This is a genomic window from Pseudomonas hefeiensis, assembly GCF_030687835.1.
Classification (GTDB): Bacteria; Pseudomonadota; Gammaproteobacteria; order Pseudomonadales; family Pseudomonadaceae; genus Aquipseudomonas; species Aquipseudomonas hefeiensis.
Genome location: NZ_CP117449.1, coordinates 1,578,666 through 1,596,932, shown reverse-complemented (window position 1 = coordinate 1,596,932; position 18,267 = coordinate 1,578,666). Strand labels below are relative to the sequence as shown.

12 protein-coding genes and 2 pseudogenes are annotated in these 18,267 nt (G+C 60.4%); 5 read left to right on the top strand and 9 right to left on the bottom strand.

Features of this window, described 5'->3' with window-relative positions:
• Nucleotides 1–277 precede the first annotated feature (277 nt).
• Nucleotides 278–1,612, bottom strand: a complete 1,335-nt coding sequence (locus tag PSH57_RS06900) for a dicarboxylate/amino acid:cation symporter (RefSeq protein WP_305388654.1) — start codon at nucleotides 1,610–1,612, stop codon at nucleotides 278–280.
• 333 nt (nucleotides 1,613–1,945) lie between these two features.
• On the opposite strand from PSH57_RS06900, the gene PSH57_RS06895 reads away from it, so the two are divergent.
• Nucleotides 1,946–2,944: an AraC family transcriptional regulator gene (locus PSH57_RS06895; protein ID WP_305388653.1), complete on the top strand. Its 999-nt coding sequence runs from the start codon at nucleotides 1,946–1,948 to the stop codon at nucleotides 2,942–2,944.
• A 153-nt stretch (nucleotides 2,945–3,097) separates the two neighbouring features.
• Here PSH57_RS06895 and PSH57_RS06890 read toward each other — a convergent pair whose 3' ends face one another.
• From PSH57_RS06890 to PSH57_RS06880, 3 genes are all read right to left on the bottom strand, one after another.
• Nucleotides 3,098–4,444 carry an ATP-binding protein gene (locus tag PSH57_RS06890; protein WP_305388652.1) on the bottom strand — a complete coding sequence of 449 codons (1,347 nt, stop codon included), beginning with the start codon at nucleotides 4,442–4,444 and terminating at the stop codon, nucleotides 3,098–3,100.
• Nucleotides 4,441–5,118: a response regulator gene (locus PSH57_RS06885; RefSeq protein ID WP_256231163.1), complete on the bottom strand. Its 678-nt coding sequence runs from the start codon at nucleotides 5,116–5,118 to the stop codon at nucleotides 4,441–4,443. The genes PSH57_RS06890 and PSH57_RS06885 overlap by 4 nt, the downstream gene beginning before the upstream one ends.
• A 107-nt stretch (nucleotides 5,119–5,225) precedes the next feature.
• The gene (locus PSH57_RS06880; RefSeq protein ID WP_107321731.1) at nucleotides 5,226–5,825 is read right to left on the bottom strand and encodes a hypothetical protein; all 600 of its coding nucleotides are present in this window, start codon (nucleotides 5,823–5,825) and stop codon (nucleotides 5,226–5,228) included.
• A gap of 152 nt (nucleotides 5,826–5,977) precedes the next feature.
• Between PSH57_RS06880 and PSH57_RS06875 the strand changes: the two genes are divergently transcribed.
• Together PSH57_RS06875 and PSH57_RS06870 are read left to right on the top strand one after the other, a co-directional pair.
• Nucleotides 5,978–6,769 carry a dienelactone hydrolase family protein gene (locus tag PSH57_RS06875; RefSeq protein WP_305388650.1) on the top strand — a complete coding sequence of 264 codons (792 nt, stop codon included), beginning with the start codon at nucleotides 5,978–5,980 and terminating at the stop codon, nucleotides 6,767–6,769.
• Nucleotides 6,770–7,192: 423 nt separating this feature from the next.
• Nucleotides 7,193–7,918: a 4'-phosphopantetheinyl transferase family protein gene (locus tag PSH57_RS06870; RefSeq protein WP_305388648.1), complete on the top strand. Its 726-nt coding sequence runs from the start codon at nucleotides 7,193–7,195 to the stop codon at nucleotides 7,916–7,918.
• 133 nt (nucleotides 7,919–8,051) lie between these two features.
• On the opposite strand, the pseudogene PSH57_RS06865 reads toward PSH57_RS06870, so the two are convergent.
• Together PSH57_RS06865 and PSH57_RS06860 are read right to left on the bottom strand one after the other, a co-directional pair.
• Nucleotides 8,052–9,663, bottom strand: a pseudogene (locus tag PSH57_RS06865) (ATP-binding protein).
• Nucleotides 9,660–10,382, bottom strand: a complete 723-nt coding sequence (locus PSH57_RS06860) for a response regulator (RefSeq protein ID WP_305388646.1) — start codon at nucleotides 10,380–10,382, stop codon at nucleotides 9,660–9,662. The pseudogene PSH57_RS06865 and the gene PSH57_RS06860 overlap by 4 nt, the downstream one beginning before the upstream one ends.
• 769 nt (nucleotides 10,383–11,151) lie before the next feature.
• On the opposite strand from PSH57_RS06860, the pseudogene PSH57_RS06855 reads away from it, so the two are divergent.
• Both PSH57_RS06855 and PSH57_RS06850 read left to right on the top strand, forming a co-directional pair.
• Nucleotides 11,152–14,044 (top strand): annotated as a pseudogene (locus PSH57_RS06855) (ribonucleoside-diphosphate reductase subunit alpha).
• A 472-nt stretch (nucleotides 14,045–14,516) separates the two neighbouring features.
• A complete protein-coding gene (locus PSH57_RS06850; RefSeq protein WP_305388645.1) occupies nucleotides 14,517–15,449 on the top strand; it encodes an IS110 family transposase in 933 nt (310 codons plus the stop codon).
• A 278-nt stretch (nucleotides 15,450–15,727) separates the two neighbouring features.
• Here the strand turns inward: PSH57_RS06850 and flgE are convergent, their stop codons facing one another.
• The 3 genes from flgE to flgC are packed head-to-tail and all read right to left on the bottom strand — an operon-like array spanning nucleotide 15,728 to nucleotide 18,265.
• On the bottom strand, nucleotides 15,728–17,053 hold the full coding sequence (gene flgE, locus PSH57_RS06845; protein WP_305388644.1) for a flagellar hook protein FlgE: 1,326 nt from the start codon (nucleotides 17,051–17,053) through the stop codon (nucleotides 15,728–15,730).
• Between the two features lie 30 nt (nucleotides 17,054–17,083).
• Nucleotides 17,084–17,806, bottom strand: coding sequence for a flagellar hook assembly protein FlgD (gene flgD, locus PSH57_RS06840; protein WP_305388643.1), 723 nt, complete (start codon nucleotides 17,804–17,806; stop codon nucleotides 17,084–17,086).
• A gap of 15 nt (nucleotides 17,807–17,821) precedes the next feature.
• Nucleotides 17,822–18,265: a flagellar basal body rod protein FlgC gene (flgC, locus tag PSH57_RS06835; RefSeq protein WP_058544893.1), complete on the bottom strand. Its 444-nt coding sequence runs from the start codon at nucleotides 18,263–18,265 to the stop codon at nucleotides 17,822–17,824.
• Nucleotides 18,266–18,267: the final 2 nt, after the last annotated feature.

Genomic DNA, 18,267 nt, shown 5'->3' with positions numbered 1-18,267 from the left:
GGTTGGCGGTGGGGCAATTACCGCAGGTGTCAGTCTGGCTGACCATTGCGCTCAAGGCTGTCACAGATCCTTGTGGCGACGCTGGGCTGTGGGAGCAAAGCTTGCTCGCGAAACAGGCGCCTCGATTCCTGAAAGACCGCATCGCCTGCATCGCGGGCAAGCCTTGCTCCCACAGAGTGTGGGATAAATCCCCTCGCCACAAAGGAGTCGCGCCAGCCTTGAGAACTCGGGCCCATGAAAAAACCCGCCGAAGCGGGTTTTTTATTGCTGCGAAAGGTTACTTCACAGCCGCTGGAGTTGGGCCTTCGGCCACGCCCAGGTCATCTTCTTCACGGGTATCGGAGATGCCGCGACCGCCGGAAGCCAGTTCACGCTGCAACTGGTCTTCGTCCAGCTCCTTGACCCACTTGGCAACCACGAGGGTGGCGACAGCATTGCCCACCAGGTTGGTCAGGGCGCGGGCTTCGGACATGAAGCGGTCGATACCCAGGATCAGCGCCAGGCCGGCCACCGGCAGGTGACCCACGGCCGACAGGGTCGCCGCCAGCACGATGAAACCGCTACCCGTCACGCCGGCAGCACCTTTGGACGACAGCAGCAGCACCAGCAACAGGGTGATCTGGTGAGTCAGGTCCATCTGAGTGTCGGTGGCCTGGGCGATGAACACCGCAGCCATGGTCAGGTAGATCGAAGTGCCGTCGAGGTTGAACGAGTAGCCGGTCGGGATCACCAGACCCACCACGGATTTTTGTGCGCCCAGACGTTCCATCTTGATCAGCATGCGTGGCAGGGCCGATTCCGACGAGGAAGTGCCCAGCACGATCAGCAGTTCTTCACGGATGTAACGGATCAATTTGACGACGCTGAAGCCGTGGGCCCGGCAGATGGCGCCCAGCACCACCAACACGAACACCACGCAGGTGATGTAGAAGCAGATCATCAACTGGCCCAGTTGCACCAGCGAACCGACACCGTAGGCGCCGATGGTGAACGCCATGGCACCAAATGCACCGACGGGCGCCAGTTTCATGATCATGTTGATGATGTTGAACATCACGTGGGCGAAGCGATCGATGAAGTCCAGCACCGGCTTGCCGTAGGCACCCAGGCGATGCAGGGCGAAACCGAAGATCACCGAGAACATCAACACTTGCAGGATATCGCCGTTGGCGAACGCGCCGACGATGGTGTTCGGGATCACGTTGAGGATGAAGGCCACGATGCTCTGGTCTTTACCGGCCGAGATGTAACCGGCGATCTTGCTGGTGTCCAGGGTCGTCACGTCGATGTGCATGCCGGCGCCCGGTTGCACGACGTTGACCACGACCAGACCGATCAACAGGGCGATAGTGGAGACGACTTCGAAGTACAACAGCGCGTAGCCACCGGTCTTGCCCACCGACTTCATGTTCTGCATGCCGGCAATACCGCTGACAACAGTACAGAAGATGATCGGGGCGATGACCATTTTGATCAGCTTGATGAATCCGTCACCCAGCGGTTTGAGGGCAACGCCGGTCTGCGGATAGAAGTGACCGAGCAAAATGCCGATGGCAATGGCTACGATCACCTGGAAATACAAGGATTTGTACAGTGGCTGACGAGTCGTCATGGCAAACCTTCCTCAAGTGTCCCGTGTGACAACATCCACCTGTCGTCCACGAAACCTCAATTTCGAACCCTCCTGCATTGGAGGGATTTGTTTTGGCGGCTGCACAGCGGCAGACCTGCGGATGCCTATCGCAAGGCCCATGCCATTTTCCGGAAAATGCCTACACCCCTTGATCCGTAAGGGCTACACGTCGTTAAACACACCTGAACAGCCAGACAGAGATGGCGGATTCCCGCCCACACGGCCGTTCCCCCTCCGGGATTTGGCGGATATCCGCCTTGTCGAGCTGAAGTCCCCTGCTACCATCGGCCGCTCAATAAACGGATTCCTGCCATGCGCCAACGCACAATCGCCAGCCACTTCGCCCGCGCCGCCCTGGGTGGCGCGCGCCGGCAAGGTTTCGATTACGGTCCCTTGCTGCAACAACTGGGCATCAGCCCGGAGCTGTTGGACGAGCCGCGAGCACGCATAGCGCCCGCGCAGTTCGCCAGCCTGTTGCAGGCGCTGCGGCTGGCACTGGGGGATGAGTATCTGGGGTTTGGTCTGGCCCCGAGTAAACCCGGGACGTTTGCCATGATGTGCCACGCGTTGATCCACTGTCGGACCCTGGGCAAGGCCCTTCAGCGCGGGTTGTTGTTTTACAGCCTGTTCCCGGACGCTCCGAGCCTGACACTTGAGGCGGAAGGGGACCGGGTGCGCCTGAGCCTGGATGAATCCACACTGCGCGACCCCGACCATTTCCTGGCCGAAAGCCTGCTGGTGATCTGGCATCGCCTCGGCAGTTGGCTGATCGGCCAGCGGATCGGTCTGGAACAGGCGACATTCAGCTATGCCAAGCCGGCCCATGGGGCCGAGTACGATCTGTTGTTCCCCTGCCCGCTGGTGTTCCAGGCGCAACGTTGCAGCCTGTTGTTCCACAGTCGCTACCTGGACATGCCGTTGCTGCAGGACGAACGAACCCTCAAACACTTTCTCGAACACTCCCCCGCCGACCTGCTGTCACGCCCTGACGATGGCAACAGCCTGAGCAGCCAGCTACGCCGCCTGCTCAGCCGCGACGCCGCACGCTGGCCGGACCTGGACACCGTCGCCGCGCATTTGCACATCAGTCCGCAGACGTTGCGCCGGCATCTGCGGGAGGAAGGCACCAGCTTCCAGGAACTCAAGGATCAGTTGCGGCGGGATATCGCCATCTACCATCTGGGACGCGCGGACCTGTCGTTGCAGCAGATTGCCGAACAGCTGGGGTTCTCTGAACCGTCGGCGTTCCACCGGGCGTTCAAGAAATGGACGGGGGTAACGCCGGGGGCTTATCGGGAGCAGGAGAGTTGATGGAGGGGTTGCTGATTTTCAGTGGACACACCACCGCGCTCCGCCCAGAACAACCTGTGGGAGCATGGCTTGCCCGCGATGGTGCCCTTAAGACTGCCATCGCGGGCAAGCCAGGCTCCCACAGGTCTGATTCCAGCAGGTATCCGTTAGCAGTCAAACCACCGCAAAATGAATCCGAAACGCCGCCCCGCCCAGCTCTGAGTCCCCCAGGGTCAACCGGGCGCCGTAGCTCTCGATGATGTCTTTGACCACCGCCAGCCCAATGCCCTGCCCCGGATGCTGGCGATCCAGCCGCTCGCCACGTTGCAGAATCCGTGCGCGTTGATCCGGCGGCACGCCCGGCCCGTCATCCTCGACACACAACTCAATGCCGCCGAGGGTCTGATGCACGCTGATGCGCACCTCGCCCAGGCATAGCCGATAGGCGTTTTCCAACAGATTGCCGAGCATTTCCAGCAAGGCGCCCTGCTCGATCGGCACATGGCACTGCTCCGGCAGATCGAAGCTGACGTTGACACGTTTGTCGCGATAGACCTTGTCCAGCGTATCGCACAGGCTTTGCAGCACCGGACGCAAGCGCACCTGATGGCGCACCAGACCGCTTTTGCGCAGGCTGGCGCGCTGCAACTGGTAGCCGATCTGCTGGCTCATGCGCTCGATCTGGCTTTGCAGCACCCAGGCCTGCCCACGGTCCTCGGCGCGCCGGGCCATGTCTTCACTCACGCCTTGCAGCACCGCCAGCGGGGTTTTCAGGCTATGGGCCAAGTCATCGAGGGAATCACGATAGCGGCTGCGCTGCTCCCGCTCGCCATGCAACAGGCGGTTGAGGGAGCCGGTCAGGCGCAACAGCTCCCGCGGGTGCTCGGTGCTGAGGCTTTCCCGGCTTCCGCTTTCGATTTCGTCCAGTTCCTGGCTCAGGCGCCTCAACGCGCGAAGCCCCCAGCTCAGGCCAATCCACAACAGGGCCAACAACACCACCAGCGCCGCACCGAAGCCCAGGTAGAGATTTTCCCGCAGGCCGTCGAGCGTCACTTCGTAATCGCGTACCGGTTGCAGGGTGACGAAACTGAACGCCGCGCTCTGGCCGCCGAGCAGTTTGACTTCGACGTCGTAGACAAAAAACTCCTGGCCGTTGTCTTCGCGGATACGCGCGAACTGATTGCCCTGGCCGTCGTAGCGCGGCGCGTAATTGATGTTCTCTTCCCGAGTGGCCTTGGACCGCCACACCAGGCGCCCGTCGCGATCATAGATGTAGCCCAGCAGTCGGGCGTCGGCGAGGTTGAAGCGTTCATCGGGCAATTGTGCCGGCATCTTCAACCGGTTGTTTTCCACTCGGGCAGCGGAAATGAGCGTGGTCACGTCCGACGCCAGGCGTTGTTCGATGGACTCCTGCAAGGCCAGGCTGAACGCGCCTTGCATGGCCGGCAGTAATGCGAGCATGAACAACACCGCCAGGGTCATGGCGGCCAGCATCAACCGCAGCCGTAGCGAACGAATCACTGGCAACGCTCGTTGAACAGGTAACCCAGACCACGCACGGTTTCGATCGGCTTGAAGCCGGCCGGGGCTTCCAGTTTGCGGCGCAGGCGCCCCACCAGTACTTCAATGACATTGGGGTCACGCTCGTCGTCATCCGGGTAAAGCTGCTCCATCAAGCGGTCCTTGGCGACCACCTGCTGATGATGGCGCATCAAGTATTCAAGGATGCGGTATTCATAGGCCGTCAGCGCCAATGGCTCCTCACCCAGGGACGCCTGTTTGCGATTGAGGTCCAGCAGCAACGGACCGGCCACGATGGTCGACTGGGTGAAGCCACTGGAACGGCGCAACAACGCGTTCAGGCGGGCCTCCAACTCTTCGAACTGAAACGGCTTGACCACATAGTCGTCGGCACCGGCGGCGAGGCCTTCGACCTTGTCCTGCCAGTTGCCGCGGGCGGTGAGGATCAGGATCGGGAAGGTCTTGTCCTGGGAGCGCAACCGGCGGATCAGCTCCAACCCGCTGATGCCCGGCAGGCCCAGGTCGATCACCGCCAGGTCGTGATTGAATTGCCCGACCTGATACAAGGCCTCCTCGGCATTGGCCACGGCCTGCACCACATGGCCGCTGTCGGTGAGACGGGTTTGCAGGTGATGACGCAACAAGGCTTCGTCTTCGACGACCAATAATTTCATGGGGCTCTCCCAGGCATATCGAACAATCCAGTCATGCACATCGGTTCACGAGAAGCGGTGCCGGATCGTCTTGGGCCGATCCGGCTGCCCACGCTCACCTTCCAGCCTTAGAACGTGTAGTTGGCCGAGAGATAGGTCTGGGCACTGCTGGTCAGGTCCAGCGATCCCACCTTGCCACCTGCGTGGGGGCTCATCTCGGTGCTGGCGTTGCTGCGCAGGTAACGGTAACCCAGTTCCAGCGAGGTGTTTTGCGAAACCTTCTGCAGGATGCCAGCTTGCAGGCCTACGGCGTAGCCGATATCGCTGTCACGGCTATAGCCGGGAGAGTCCTGGGTCAGTTTGGTCAGGCCCGCCGTACCGCCGCCGAACAGCTTGGTGCTGCCGGTGACCGGATAGAACATATCGTAACTGCCCAGCAGGTTTTCCTGGCGCAATTTGATGCCATTGTGAGTGCCCGAGACGTTGTCGTACGTGGCGTAGTAGCGACCCTGATCGTTTTGCCGGCCCAATCGAACGCCATAGGTGGTGTCCTTGCCGATGATACCGTCGGCGTTCGGGTGGTTGAGGTTAGCGTTCAGCGCGTCGGACTTCTTGACCTTGTCGCTGGTCTGGCCGAGGGTCAGGCTGGCGAAGTTGTCATCGGCGTGGGCCATGGCGCTGGCGCCCAGCACCGTGAAAGCCAACAGCAGAGTTTTCATGTGAGTCATGTTCAAGCTCCTGTGTAACGTGGGTGGTTTGTGAAGTCGCAGCCACGTTAACCAACCGTCCCTGAATGGCCCTTGAACGTTCTCTGAACCTGCGCTGAATGAATCGGCTAGAGTGTTCTGTCTCACTCATACTTTTTTCAAGGAGATCCGTCATGCACCGGTTGCTTGCTGTTGTACTTCTGGCCTTTAGCGCTGCGAGCCACGCCGCCATCCAGACCCAGGAGATCCCCTACACCAGTGCCGACGGCACCCAACTGATCGGCTACTACGCTTACGACGACGCGGTCAAAGGTCCGCGCCCGGGCGTGGTGGTGGTACATGAATGGTGGGGGTTGAACGATTATTCCAAGCGCCGCGCCCGTGATCTCGCGGGCCTGGGCTACAGCGCGCTGGCCATCGACATGTACGGCGACGGCAGGAACACCGAGCATCCCAAGGACGCCATGGCGTTCATGCAGGCCGCTCTCAAGGACGGCAAGGCGGCCAGTGCGCGGTTCCAGGCCGGGCTCGACCTGCTGACGAAACAGCCCCACACCGACCCGGACAAAATCGCCGCCATCGGTTACTGCTTCGGCGGCAAAGTAGTGCTGGATGCGGCGCGCCAGGGTGTTCCGCTGGCCGGCGTGGTGAGTTTCCACGGCGCACTGGTCACCAATACCCCAGCCACACCTGACAGCGTCAAGGCCAGGATCCTGGTCGAACATGGCGCGCTGGACAGCATGGTCACCCCGGACAACGTCACCGCGTTCAAGAGCGAGATGGACAAGGCCGGTGCCGACTACACGTTCGTCAACCTTGAAGGCGCCAAGCACGGCTTCAGCAATCCCGACGCCGACCGCCTGGGTCACGGTGAACATGGCGGGCCGGACATTGGCTATAACAAACAAGCCGATGAAAAGTCCTGGGCGGACATGCAGAAGTTCTTCAAGAAGATTTTTGACTGAAACCCATCCTTCAACTGAAACAACCACCTGTGGCGAGGGAGCTTGCTCTCATAGAACAAACTACAACCTGCTGATTTTTAAAAATAAAACTTTCTGCCAAACACAGTTCGGCAAGGTGGCCTCAGTTAGGCGAGTGCGCCTCCTTTGTGGCGAGGGGGTTTAGCGAAACGTCGCACCGCCCCGCTGGGCTGCGCAGCGGCCCTAAAGCAGTTAACTCAATCTTCCTGGCACACCGAGTCGCCTGGTTTTGGGGCCGCTGCGCAGCCCAACGGGGATAAATCCCCTCGCCACAGGACCAGGTTCACTGCGCGACAGCGCAGCGTCGAAGACGCGGCGGGATCTCCCTCGCCACAAAAGCCTCACCTGCTCACAATCTCCATGCCCCACTACCCAGCCTCACGCCAACCCGGCAAAATGCCGGGCATGAATGCTCTCCCCGCCCTGCCCGCATGCTGCACGCCCCTGGACGATCAATGGCTGTTGCCTCAAGTCCTGCCCGACACCCTACTGCTGAGCACCCGCTTCGATCCGTTGCTGCTGAGCGGCAATGATTTTTTGCACAGCGCCATCGAACCGCCCGCGAGCATCCAGCGTTCGGTGGCCAAGCGTCAGGCGGAATTCCTTGCCGGACGGATCTGCGCCCGGGCAGCCCTTCATCAATTGGACGGCCAGATCTGCGTGCCGGCCATCGGTGACGACCGCGCCCCGATATGGCCAGCCCATGTCAGTGGCTCGATCACCCACAGCACCGGCCGGGCAGCGGCCATCGTCGCCAGAAAACACCACTGGCAAGGGCTGGGCATGGACCTGGAAAACCTGCTCGACCCCGAGCGCGCCGAGCGCCTGGCCGGTGAAATCCTCACTCCGCCAGAACTGCTGCGCATGGCCGCAACCCGGCAAGAGGACCGGGCATTGCTGGTGACCCTGACCTTTTCAGTGAAGGAAAGCCTGTTCAAGGCGTTGTACCCGATCGTCAGGCAGCGCTTTTATTTCGAACATGCCGAAGTGCTGGAATGGACGCACGGCGGGCAGGTGCGGCTGCGGTTGCTCACCGACCTGTCGGCCGAGTGGTCTCATGGCAGTGAGCTGTCGGCGCAGTTTGCTGTGAAGGATGGGCAGTTGTTGAGTCTGGTAGGGATCAAGGCCTGAGATTTGTGGTGCTAATGAGGGTCCCATCGCGGGCAAGCCTTGCTCCCACAGGAGCCCACATTTAGAGAGGAAACCATGCACTCTGTGGGAGCAAGGCTTGCCCGCGATAGCGTCCTACCCTTCACCACGGGCCTCAAGACCTGTCCTGATGCCTCGGCCAGCTCAAACTGAAACAGGCTCCACCCAGACTCTTGCTCTTGCCGATCAACGCCCGGCCGTCATGCCAGTGGATGATCCGCCGCACGATCGACAACCCCAATCCATGGCCACCTGAAGCACGGGCCCGGCTGTCGTCCAGGCGCAGGAAGGGTTTGAAGATCCGCTCCCACGCCGCCTCCGGCACGCCGGGCCCGTCGTCCTCCACATCCACCCGACAACGCAACTGACCCACCTGATAACTGACCGTCACTCGGGAGCTGGCGTGACGCATCGCATTACTCACCAGATTCTGCAGGGCCCGATGCAGGAAGCGCGGCTCAGCCTCGACCCAGGCGCCATCGCAATCAGCGGCAGACAGGCACAGGCCGCGTTCGACCGTGATCCCGGCCCGAAGCGGTCCCAATTCTTCAATCACCTGATTGACCAGCGCATCCAGATCCACGCGCTGGAAATTCAGGGCCGGCGACCCCTGCTCCAGTCGCGCGTAGGTCAGCATCTCGTCCACCAACCGATCCAGGTCTTCGATATCGTTGTCCATGCCCGCCAGGTATTTGTCCCGGGCCTGGGGCGTGGTGGCGCTGCCGATCATCTCCAGGCCAAAACGCAGGCGCGCCACCGGGGTGCGCAATTCATGGGACACCGCTCGCACCAGCTCCCGCTGAATCGCCAACAACTGCTGCAAGTGCTCGGCCATGCCGTTGAACGCGGCGGCCAGTCGCCCTACCGAGTCAGCGCCGCGGGCCGGCACCCGGGTTTCCAGACTGCCCTGGGCGATCTGGGTAGCGGCCGATTCCAGGCCCCGCAGGCGCCGCTCCAACTGGCGCACCAACAGGTAAACGATCAGTCCGATCAGGCTCAACCCCAGCGCCGCGATCAGCACCAGCCACTCAGGCGGATAAGGGTTCATCTGGTACAGCGGGCCGATTTCCAGCACCCACGGCGTGCCGACCATACCGGCGAACACCCGGATCGAGTCACCGCCCTTGCCCAGCGCCATGACCGTGTCGCCTTCGGCTACGCGACGCCGCTGATCTTCGTCCATGTCCGCCTGCGTGATGGTCATCAGCCGCAGGTCAAAACCAAAACCTTTTTCCCGCTTGAGTTGCGCCAGGCGTTCAGGCTGCTCGGCCACCGGGTAGCGCACCAACTCATCGGCCAGCAAGTAAATGGTCGCCCGGGCCAATTGCTCACTGATCTGGCGGACTTCCCCAACCAGCATCAGTTTTTCAGCGTCGCTGACCAGTCGATAAACTTTTGCCGCATGGGGCCCGGTCTGCTCCACCAGCGCCTGGCCGCGCAGCACGCGGGTGCGCTGGCCGAGATCCAGGTCGGTCTGGGCGTAAGTCTGCAACGCCAGGGGAATGCCCAGCAGGCGTTCCCACACGGCCAGGGCCCGGCGGCGCTCGGTGTCGTTCATGGGCCGCAGATTATCGGCCATCAAGGAAAACGTGCCGTGGGCCAGACGCTCGCGGTACTGCCTCACTGCGAGTCTGGTTGAGCAAGTGCAGGGCCAGCACGCCGAGTACCGCCACCAGCACCAGGGCCGCGCACATGCCGCCGTAAATGCGCAGGAAGATCGAGTTCACGGCGCCGGGTCTACGCAAGCTTCAGGAACGAACAGATAACCCTTGCTGCGGATGGTCTTGATCAGCCGTGGATGATCCGGGTCGTCGCCGATCTTGGGGCGGATGCGCGAGATGCGCACGTCGATGGAACGGTCCTGGCCGTCATAGCCAATGCCCCGCAGGGCGGTGAAGATTTCTTCCCGGGACAGAATGCGCCCGGCATTGGACACCAGCAGCCACAGCAGGTCGAACTCGGCACTGGTCAGCTCGATGCCGCTGTCTCGCAGCCAGGCTTCGCGCAAGGCGTTGTCCACCACCAGCGGGCCGAACTGCAGGCGCCGCGGCTTTTGCGGCGTGGCCGGTTCCGGTTCGCTGCGCCGCAACAAGGCCTGGACACGCGCCAAAAGCAGGCGTGGCCGCACCGGTTTGCAAACGTAATCGTCGGCGCCCAGGTCCAGACCCTGGATCTGATCGGTGTCGTCGGTGCGGGCGGTGAGCATCAGGATCGGTCCGTCGTAATGCTCGCGCACCTTGCGGCAGATGCTCAGGCCGTCCTCGCCGGGCAGCATCAGGTCGAGAATCACCAGGTCCGGCTGCTCGGCAATGATCCGCGCCGCCGCCACCGCACCGTTGCCTTCAATGGCAACACGCAGGCCGTTGCTTTCCAGGTACTCGCGAGTCAGCTCGGCCAGCCGCTGGTCATCCTCGACGATCAATACCTGCCAGGCTTCTTGTTCCACGGGGGGCCTCGTCTTGTTGTGAATATAAAAGGAAGGATCAGCACAATCCCCTCGCCACAAGGAGCGCCTTCAAATACAGCGCCTCCCCCCATCTTTTTGTCATGTTAAAGGAGGATAACCATGCTCATGCACGGGCCGATTGTATAAACGCCGGCCCAGCATAAAACAAGCGGACAAATGCGTTCGGTCGCGCGGGATTTGTGTGGTAACGTCCGCGCCCGCAGAAACCACCGGGCTGTTTTCGGATCGTCAAAACGATGAAAAAAGGTCCACTCCAGCAAGGTCGCGGCCTACAGCGCTGTTCCATGTTTCGCACACAAATTACGCACAGGCTTATCCACAGGTAGTACGTTGCATTCATCCCCCAAAACGCATTATCTTGTAGCCCGTCGCGTAAAAAACCCTACATGTAGGGTTTTCGACCAAAAACCAAACACAAGTCGGACAGAGAATTCAAGCGCTTTTCTTGCCTTTGTCCGGCTGAAACACCGCATTCCCCCAAGACCAGACCGCCCTCTGCGGATGGCCACTGTTTCAAGGTCGAAAATGACCAGAACGGTACGGGTGTTGCAGTCCATTGCAGGCACCTCTGCAATCCGGTTTCGAGCCCAGGCTCGAAACCCAGAACTTCGGAAGGAAGCGGTATTCAGGCCTGCTTCCTACTGTCCCGAAGTTGTTATACCCGGCGCCAGTCGGTTGTAGTGCTTCAGGACGGAACGGTGGGCACCGTGATGGTGCCCAAACAAACATAGAGAATGTGGAGACACCCATGCACACCGACACAACTCGCGAGAACCCGCAGGGCACCGCGCCGCTGGCCGCTGATTCGAACTCGGATCTGGCCGCTACCGCGCCTGGCCAACTGCGTGTGATCAAGCGTAACGGCACTGTCGTTCCTTATACCGATGACAAGATCACCGTCGCCATCACCAAAGCGTTTCTCGCAGTTGAGGGCGGCACCGCCGCCGCTTCGTCGCGCATCCACGACACCGTGGCCCGCCTGACCGAGCAAGTCACCGCGACCTTCAAGCGTCGCATGCCGTCGGGTGGCACCATCCACATCGAAGAAATCCAGGACCAGGTCGAACTGGCCCTGATGCGTGCCGGCGAGCAGAAAGTGGCGCGTGACTACGTGATCTACCGTGATTCGCGCGCCAAGGAGCGCGCCATCCGCACCCCGGCTGACGCCCCGGTGCTGGCTCACCCTTCGATCCGCATCGCACGCGCCGACGGTAGCCTGGCGCCGCTGGACATGGGCCGCCTGAACACCATCGTCACCGAAGCCTGCGAAGGCCTGGAAGAAGTTGACGGCGACCTGATCCAGCGCGAAACCCTGAAGAACCTCTACGACGGCGTCGCACTCAAGGACGTCAACACCGCACTGGTGATGACCGCACGCACCCTGGTGGAACGCGAGCCGAACTACTCCTTCGTGACCGCCCGCCTGCTGATGGACACCCTGCGTGCCGAAGGCCTGAGCTTTCTGGAAGTCGCCGAGAGCGCGACCCACCACGAGATGGCCGACCTGTACGCCAAGGCCCTGCCGTCCTACGTTGCCAAGGGTATCGAATTCGAATTGCTGAACCCGGTACTGGCCGAGTTCGACCTGGAAAAGCTCGGCAAGGCGATCAACCACGAGCGCGACCAGCAGTTCACTTACCTGGGCCTGCAAACCCTGTACGACCGTTTACTTCATCCACAAGGATGGTATCCGTTTCGAACTGCCGCAGATTTTCTTCATGCGCGTGGCCATGGGCCTGGCGATCGAAGAGAAGCAGCGTGAAGACCGCGCCATCGAGTTCTACAACCTGTTGTCGTCCTTCGACTACATGGCTTCGACCCCGACGTTGTTCAACGCCGGCACCCTGCGTCCACAACTGTCGAGCTGCTACCTGACCACCGTGCCGGATGACCTGTCGGGCATCTACGGCGCCATCCACGACAACGCCATGCTGTCCAAATTTGCCGGTGGCCTGGGCAACGACTGGACCCCGGTGCGCGCATTGGGCTCGTACATCAAGGGCACCAACGGCAAATCCCAGGGCGTCGTGCCGTTCCTCAAGGTAGTCAACGATACCGCCGTGGCGGTCAACCAGGGCGGCAAGCGCAAGGGCGCGGTGTGTGCCTACCTGGAAACCTGGCACATGGACATCGAAGAGTTCATCGAGCTGCGCAAGAACACCGGTGATGACCGTCGTCGTACCCACGACATGAACACTGCCAACTGGATCCCTGACCTGTTCATGAAGCGCGTCTTCGACGACGGCAAGTGGACCCTGTTCTCGCCATCCGAAGTGCCGGACCTGCACGACCTGACCGGCAAGGCTTTCGAAGAGCGCTACGAGTACTACGAAGCCCTGACCGAGTACAACAAGATCAAGTTGTTCAAGGTCGTCCAGGCCAAAGACCTGTGGCGCAAGATGCTGTCGATGCTGTTCGAAACCGGCCACCCATGGCTGACCTTCAAGGACCCGTGCAACCTGCGTAGCCCGCAGCAGCACGTGGGCGTGGTCCACAGCTCGAACCTGTGCACCGAGATCACCCTGAACACCAACAAGGACGAGATCGCCGTCTGCAACCTGGGCTCGATCAACCTGCCGAACCACATCGTCGATGGCAAGCTGGACACCGCCAAGCTGCAACGCACCGTGAACACCGCCGTGCGCATGCTCGACAACGTGATCGACATCAACTACTACTCGGTGCCGCAAGCGAAGAACTCCAACTTCAAGCACCGTCCGGTCGGCCTGGGCATCATGGGTTTCCAGGACGCCTTGTACCTGCAGCACATCCCGTACGGTTCGGACGCTGCGGTCGAGTTCGCCGACAAGTCCATGGAAGCGGTCAGCTACTACGCGATCCAGGCTTCCTGCGACCTGGCCGACGAGCGCGGCTCATACGAGACGTTCCAGGGTTCGCTGTGGTCCAAGGGCGTGCTGCCACTGGATTCGCAACAAATCCTGATCGCCCAGCGCGGCGAGAAGTACATCGATGTTGACCTGAACGAATCCCTGGACTGGGCACCGGTTCGCGCCCGTGTACAGAAAGGCATCCGTAACTCCAACATCATGGCCATCGCACCGACCGCCACCATCGCCAACATCACCGGCGTGTCGCAGTCGATCGAACCGACCTACCAGAACCTGTATGTGAAATCGAACCTGTCGGGCGAATTCACCGTGATCAACCCGTACCTGGTTCGCGACCTCAAGGCCCGCGGCCTGTGGGACTCGGTCATGATCAACGACCTGAAGTACTACGATGGTTCGGTGCAGCAGATCGAGCGCATCCCGCAGGAGCTCAAGGAGCTCTACGCCACCGCGTTCGAAGTGGACACCAAGTGGATCGTCGACGCGGCCAGTCGTCGCCAGAAGTGGATCGACCAGGCTCAGTCGCTGAACCTGTACATCGCTGGCGCCTCGGGCAAGAAGCTGGACGTGACCTACCGCATGGCCTGGTACCGTGGTCTGAAAACCACCTACTACCTCCGTGCCCTGGCCGCCACCAGCACCGAGAAGTCGACCATCAACACCGGCAAGCTGAACGCTGTTTCCAGCGGCGGCAACCACGGTGACGATTCGGTCCTGGCGGCTCCAGCCGGCCCGGCACCCGTGCCAAAAGCCTGTGCGATCGACGAGCCGGATTGCGAAGCTTGCCAATAAGCTGAGTGGGTGAGCGCTGCAAGGCGCTTGCTAAAAGGAACCCCCGATGAGTTCGCTGGACTGATCGGGGGTTTTCTTTTGCCTTGAGAAAAGTAGGGACTGGGCTGCCCCCATCGCGAGCAGGCTCGCTCCCACATTGGTTCCGGTTCGTTCGCAAGATTTGCGCTCACTGAAAATTACTGTGTGCGGGCTTGCTCGCGAAAACGGTGGTTCAGCCAGTGACCCTATTGAATGTGCCAACGCCTTCGCGAGCAAGCCCGCTTGTGTCTTGCATCGTGATTAGACTGAAGGTGAGAGCGGTGGGTGGCAAGCTGAACGCCCGAAGTGCTTAAAGCACGTGTGGGAGCCCATGCTGCCACTCACCTCTCCACTCTGGTCATTGAGCCCGAACAGTTGAACGAGCCCACCTCGAACAGTTACAAGCGTGGGCCAAGCCAGAGCGCTCTCACCTTGAGTGTAAGAGGGTTTGGCCATGTTTTCCTATCCAGCAGGTATTGATGTTTCAAAAGACAGTCTTCAGGTTCAGGTTGATCTCTTAGATGTTGGGGTGAGTTGCCCTAACGCTGAAGATGATTTTCCTGGATTAATTGGTTGGCTGCTGCTCCATCAGGTCACCCGTGTGTTGTTGGAAGCCACTGGCGGTTACGAGCGAAACGTCATGAAAGCGCTTCAGGCTGCAGGTTTTGAGGTCATTCGGATCAACCCCTGCCGAGCCAAGAGCTTTGCCAAAGCAATGGGACAACAAGCTAAAACCGACCCGATAGATGCGCGCCTCCTGGCGCAATTTGCAGCGGTTATCAAATCTGCTAACAGCCGGATCACAAGTGTCGAACAGGACGACTTGCGCGCACTGGTCCAGCAACGGGAAAACTTTGTTCAGCAGAGAGATGACGACAAGCGCAGGCTTAAGACAGCGTCGTCTGAGGCAGTCAAACCCGCGTTGCAGAGTCATATCGACTATCTGTGTGAAGCCGTTAAGTCGATAGAAAAATTGATCCGTCAAAGCGCTGAAAGCCTGGACCGTGAAAAAGTTACTCATCTGCGTTCGGTCAAGGGGATCGGTCTGGTTACGGCGGCCAGTGTAATGGCCTATCTTCCTGAGCTTGGCGAGGTTGGCCGGCATCAGATCGCTGCATTGGCAGGCATCGCCCCCTATAACGACGATAGCGGCACGCACAAAGGCAAACGCTACATCAGCGGAGGTAGGTTCGCCGCTAGGCGCGCTCTGTACATGGCCTGCTGGTCAGTGATCAGGTATCAGCCTGACTTTAATGCGCGGTATAAGGCGCTTCGCGAGAAAGGTAAATGCGCCAAGGTTGCGCTCATCGCATGCATGCGTGTCTTGCTGGTACGTCTAAACGCAATGATCCGGGATGGTTCTGAGTGGAAGGGCCGCGTCGCCTAAAGTGCGATCACGGAGACCCCCTCAGATTTTGCATGGCCTGGAGCTGTGGGAGGCTTGCTGTCCCTGGAACGATGGCTAAATAAATCATCCAAGACAGTTGCTCCCACATTAGAGTACGTCCACCTGTGGGAGCGAGCCTGCTTCCACATTGGAATGCGTCCACCTGTGGGAGCGAGCCTGCTCGCGATGGCGCCGGGACGAGCACCACAAAACACCCGCCCACAAAAAAGCCCCTCTTGCGAGGGGCTCCTTGTGCAGCTTTCAGACAACCTTCGATATCAGGCCATCTGAATGATGGTCTGCATGATGGTGCTTTGGGTGGAGATGGTCTTGGCGTTCGCCTGGTAGTTGCTCTGGGCCTTGATCAGCTCGACCAGTTCGTTGGTCAGGTTGACGTTGGACTCTTCCAGGGAGTTGGAGACGATCGAACCCAGGGTTCCGGTTTCCGGAGCATCGTAGCCCGGGATGCCCGAGGCGAAGGTTTCTTTCCAACTGGTGCCGCCTACCGGCTGCAGGCCCTGCTCGTTGGTGAAGCTGGCGAGGGCGAGCTGACCGATCGGCTTGGTCTGGTTGTTGCTGAAGTTGGCCAGCAGTACACCACTACCATCGATGGTCAGGTTGGTGATCTGGCCGGTGGCGTAGCCGTTCTGGGCAGGGATTGACCGAGCGGTGTCAGCGTTGAATTGGGTGGTGTTGGCCATGGAGACCGTAATCGTCGACGAACCGGCACCGTTGGCGGTCCACACGCCGTTGGTCACGGTACCCGGCACCCAACCGTCCAGTTCCAAATCGTTACTGATGGTCGGCGCGGTCGGCGGAACTGTGACCGGTCCTGGAGTACTGACCTGAACCAACTTACCACTCGAATCAAAGGTCATCGTCGAAGGAACGGGAGCGTTCGGCGCAACCGGCGCGCTGCCATCCAGGTTACGACCATCGATCAGCGTGTAGACATCCCACGTGTTGGCACCAGTCTTGACCATATACTGGTCCATGGAGTGCTGGTTGCCCTGGGTATCGTAGACAGGGGTGGTGAATTGCTTGGTGAACGTGGCGGTATCGGTTGGATCGAATACGTAGGGAGCCGCCTGTGAAATCGGGGTCGCCGTCGAATTCAGGTTAATCGTCGACGAAACCAGGCTGGTCGCTTGCGGCGGCAGGTTGGAGGTGTCGATGCGCAGGTCGGTCAAAATACCGTTGAGGATGTTGCCATTGGCATCCACGCCATAGCCCTGCAAACGCGCGGTGCCGTCGCTGTTGGTGACGAAGCCATCCTTGTCGGTCTTGAACGTACCGGCACGGGTGTAGCTCAGGGAGCCGTCGTTGCTCAGGACAAAGAAACCGGAACCCTGGATGCCCATGTCCAGCACGTTGCCGGTGTTGTTGACGTCACCCTGGCCGAACTGCTGGGAGACGTTGGCCAGGCGCACGCCGTTGCCGACGGTCTTGCTGCCGCTGCCCAGCCGGGTGGCCGAGTAGACGTCTTCGAATTCCGCACGGGAGGATTTGAAACCGGTGGTCGCCACGTTGGCGATGTTGTTGCCGGTCACGTCCAGGTGCTTGTTGGCTGCATAGAGACCGCTAAGGCCGATGTTGAAAGACATGTTGCACTCCTTTTGCCGGTTTAGTCGGCTCTACATACCAATAGTTTGTACTTTGGACAGGGCGATGCTGCCCAGCCCGGCGAGGTTGAGCATCAGCTCACCGCCCGTCTGGCTGATCGTCACGCTGCTGACGGTCGCCGGCAGGTTGGTGATCAGCGACACGGCCTGGTCGTCGATAGTGGTCGAAGCAGTGAAGGTGTAAGTGCCCGACTCAAGCGTGGTGCCCGCATCGTTCTTGCCATCCCAGATGAAGGCCGAGTTACCGGCATTCTGGCTGCCCAGCTCGATGGTACGGACGGTCTTGCCGTCCTTGTCCGCGATCTTGATCGCCAGGGAAGACACCGAAGCCGGTACCACTACCGTGCCGTTGAGGCTCTTGGAGGTATCGACCACAGCCTTGTCACCCGGGGCGATGACCGAACGACCCACCAGTGAAGAGGCTTGCAGGGCCTGGGATGAGTTGTAGTTGCCGGCAATACCACTCACGGTTTCGTTGAGCGTGGTGATGCCTTCCAGGCTGCTGAATTGCGCCAACTGGGCAACGAACTCGCCGTTATCCTGCGGCTCCAGCGGGTTCTGGTTCTTCAGCTGGGTGACCAACAGTTGCAGGAATGCATCCTTGCCCAGCTCCTTGGAACCGGTAGCCGCAGCTGTCGCCGAGCCCAGGCCATCGTTGGTGGTGTTGGTCTTGACCGAGGAGTTGGCCAGAATCTCGTTGAGGCTCAAACCACTGGTGGTGTTAGTGACGCTCATGTGACTCGCCCCTTATCACTGACCGAGGGTCAGGACCTTCTGCATCATGGTTTTGGCGGTGTTCATCATTTCGACGTTGGTCTGGAACGAACGACTGGCGGAAATCATGTCGGCCATTTCTTCAACGACGTTCACGTTCGGGTAATAGACGTAACCCTTGGCGTCGGCGGCCGGATGGTTCGGCTCATAGCGCGCGTCGAGGTTGCTCTGGTCTTCGACCACGCCGAGCACCTGTACACCCTGCCCTGCGGCGTCCTGCTCCTGGAACAGCGAGCCGCTGCCGCCGGATTGGCCGCCCTGGAACATGGTGGCGAAGACCGGGTGACGGGCACGGTAGGTCTGGTCGATGCTCGACGAAACGGTCTCGGCGTTGGCGATGTTACTGGCGACGGTGTTCAGACGCGTGGTCTGGGCACTCATGGCGCTGCCAGCAATGTTGAATACGCTCGCAATCGACATGA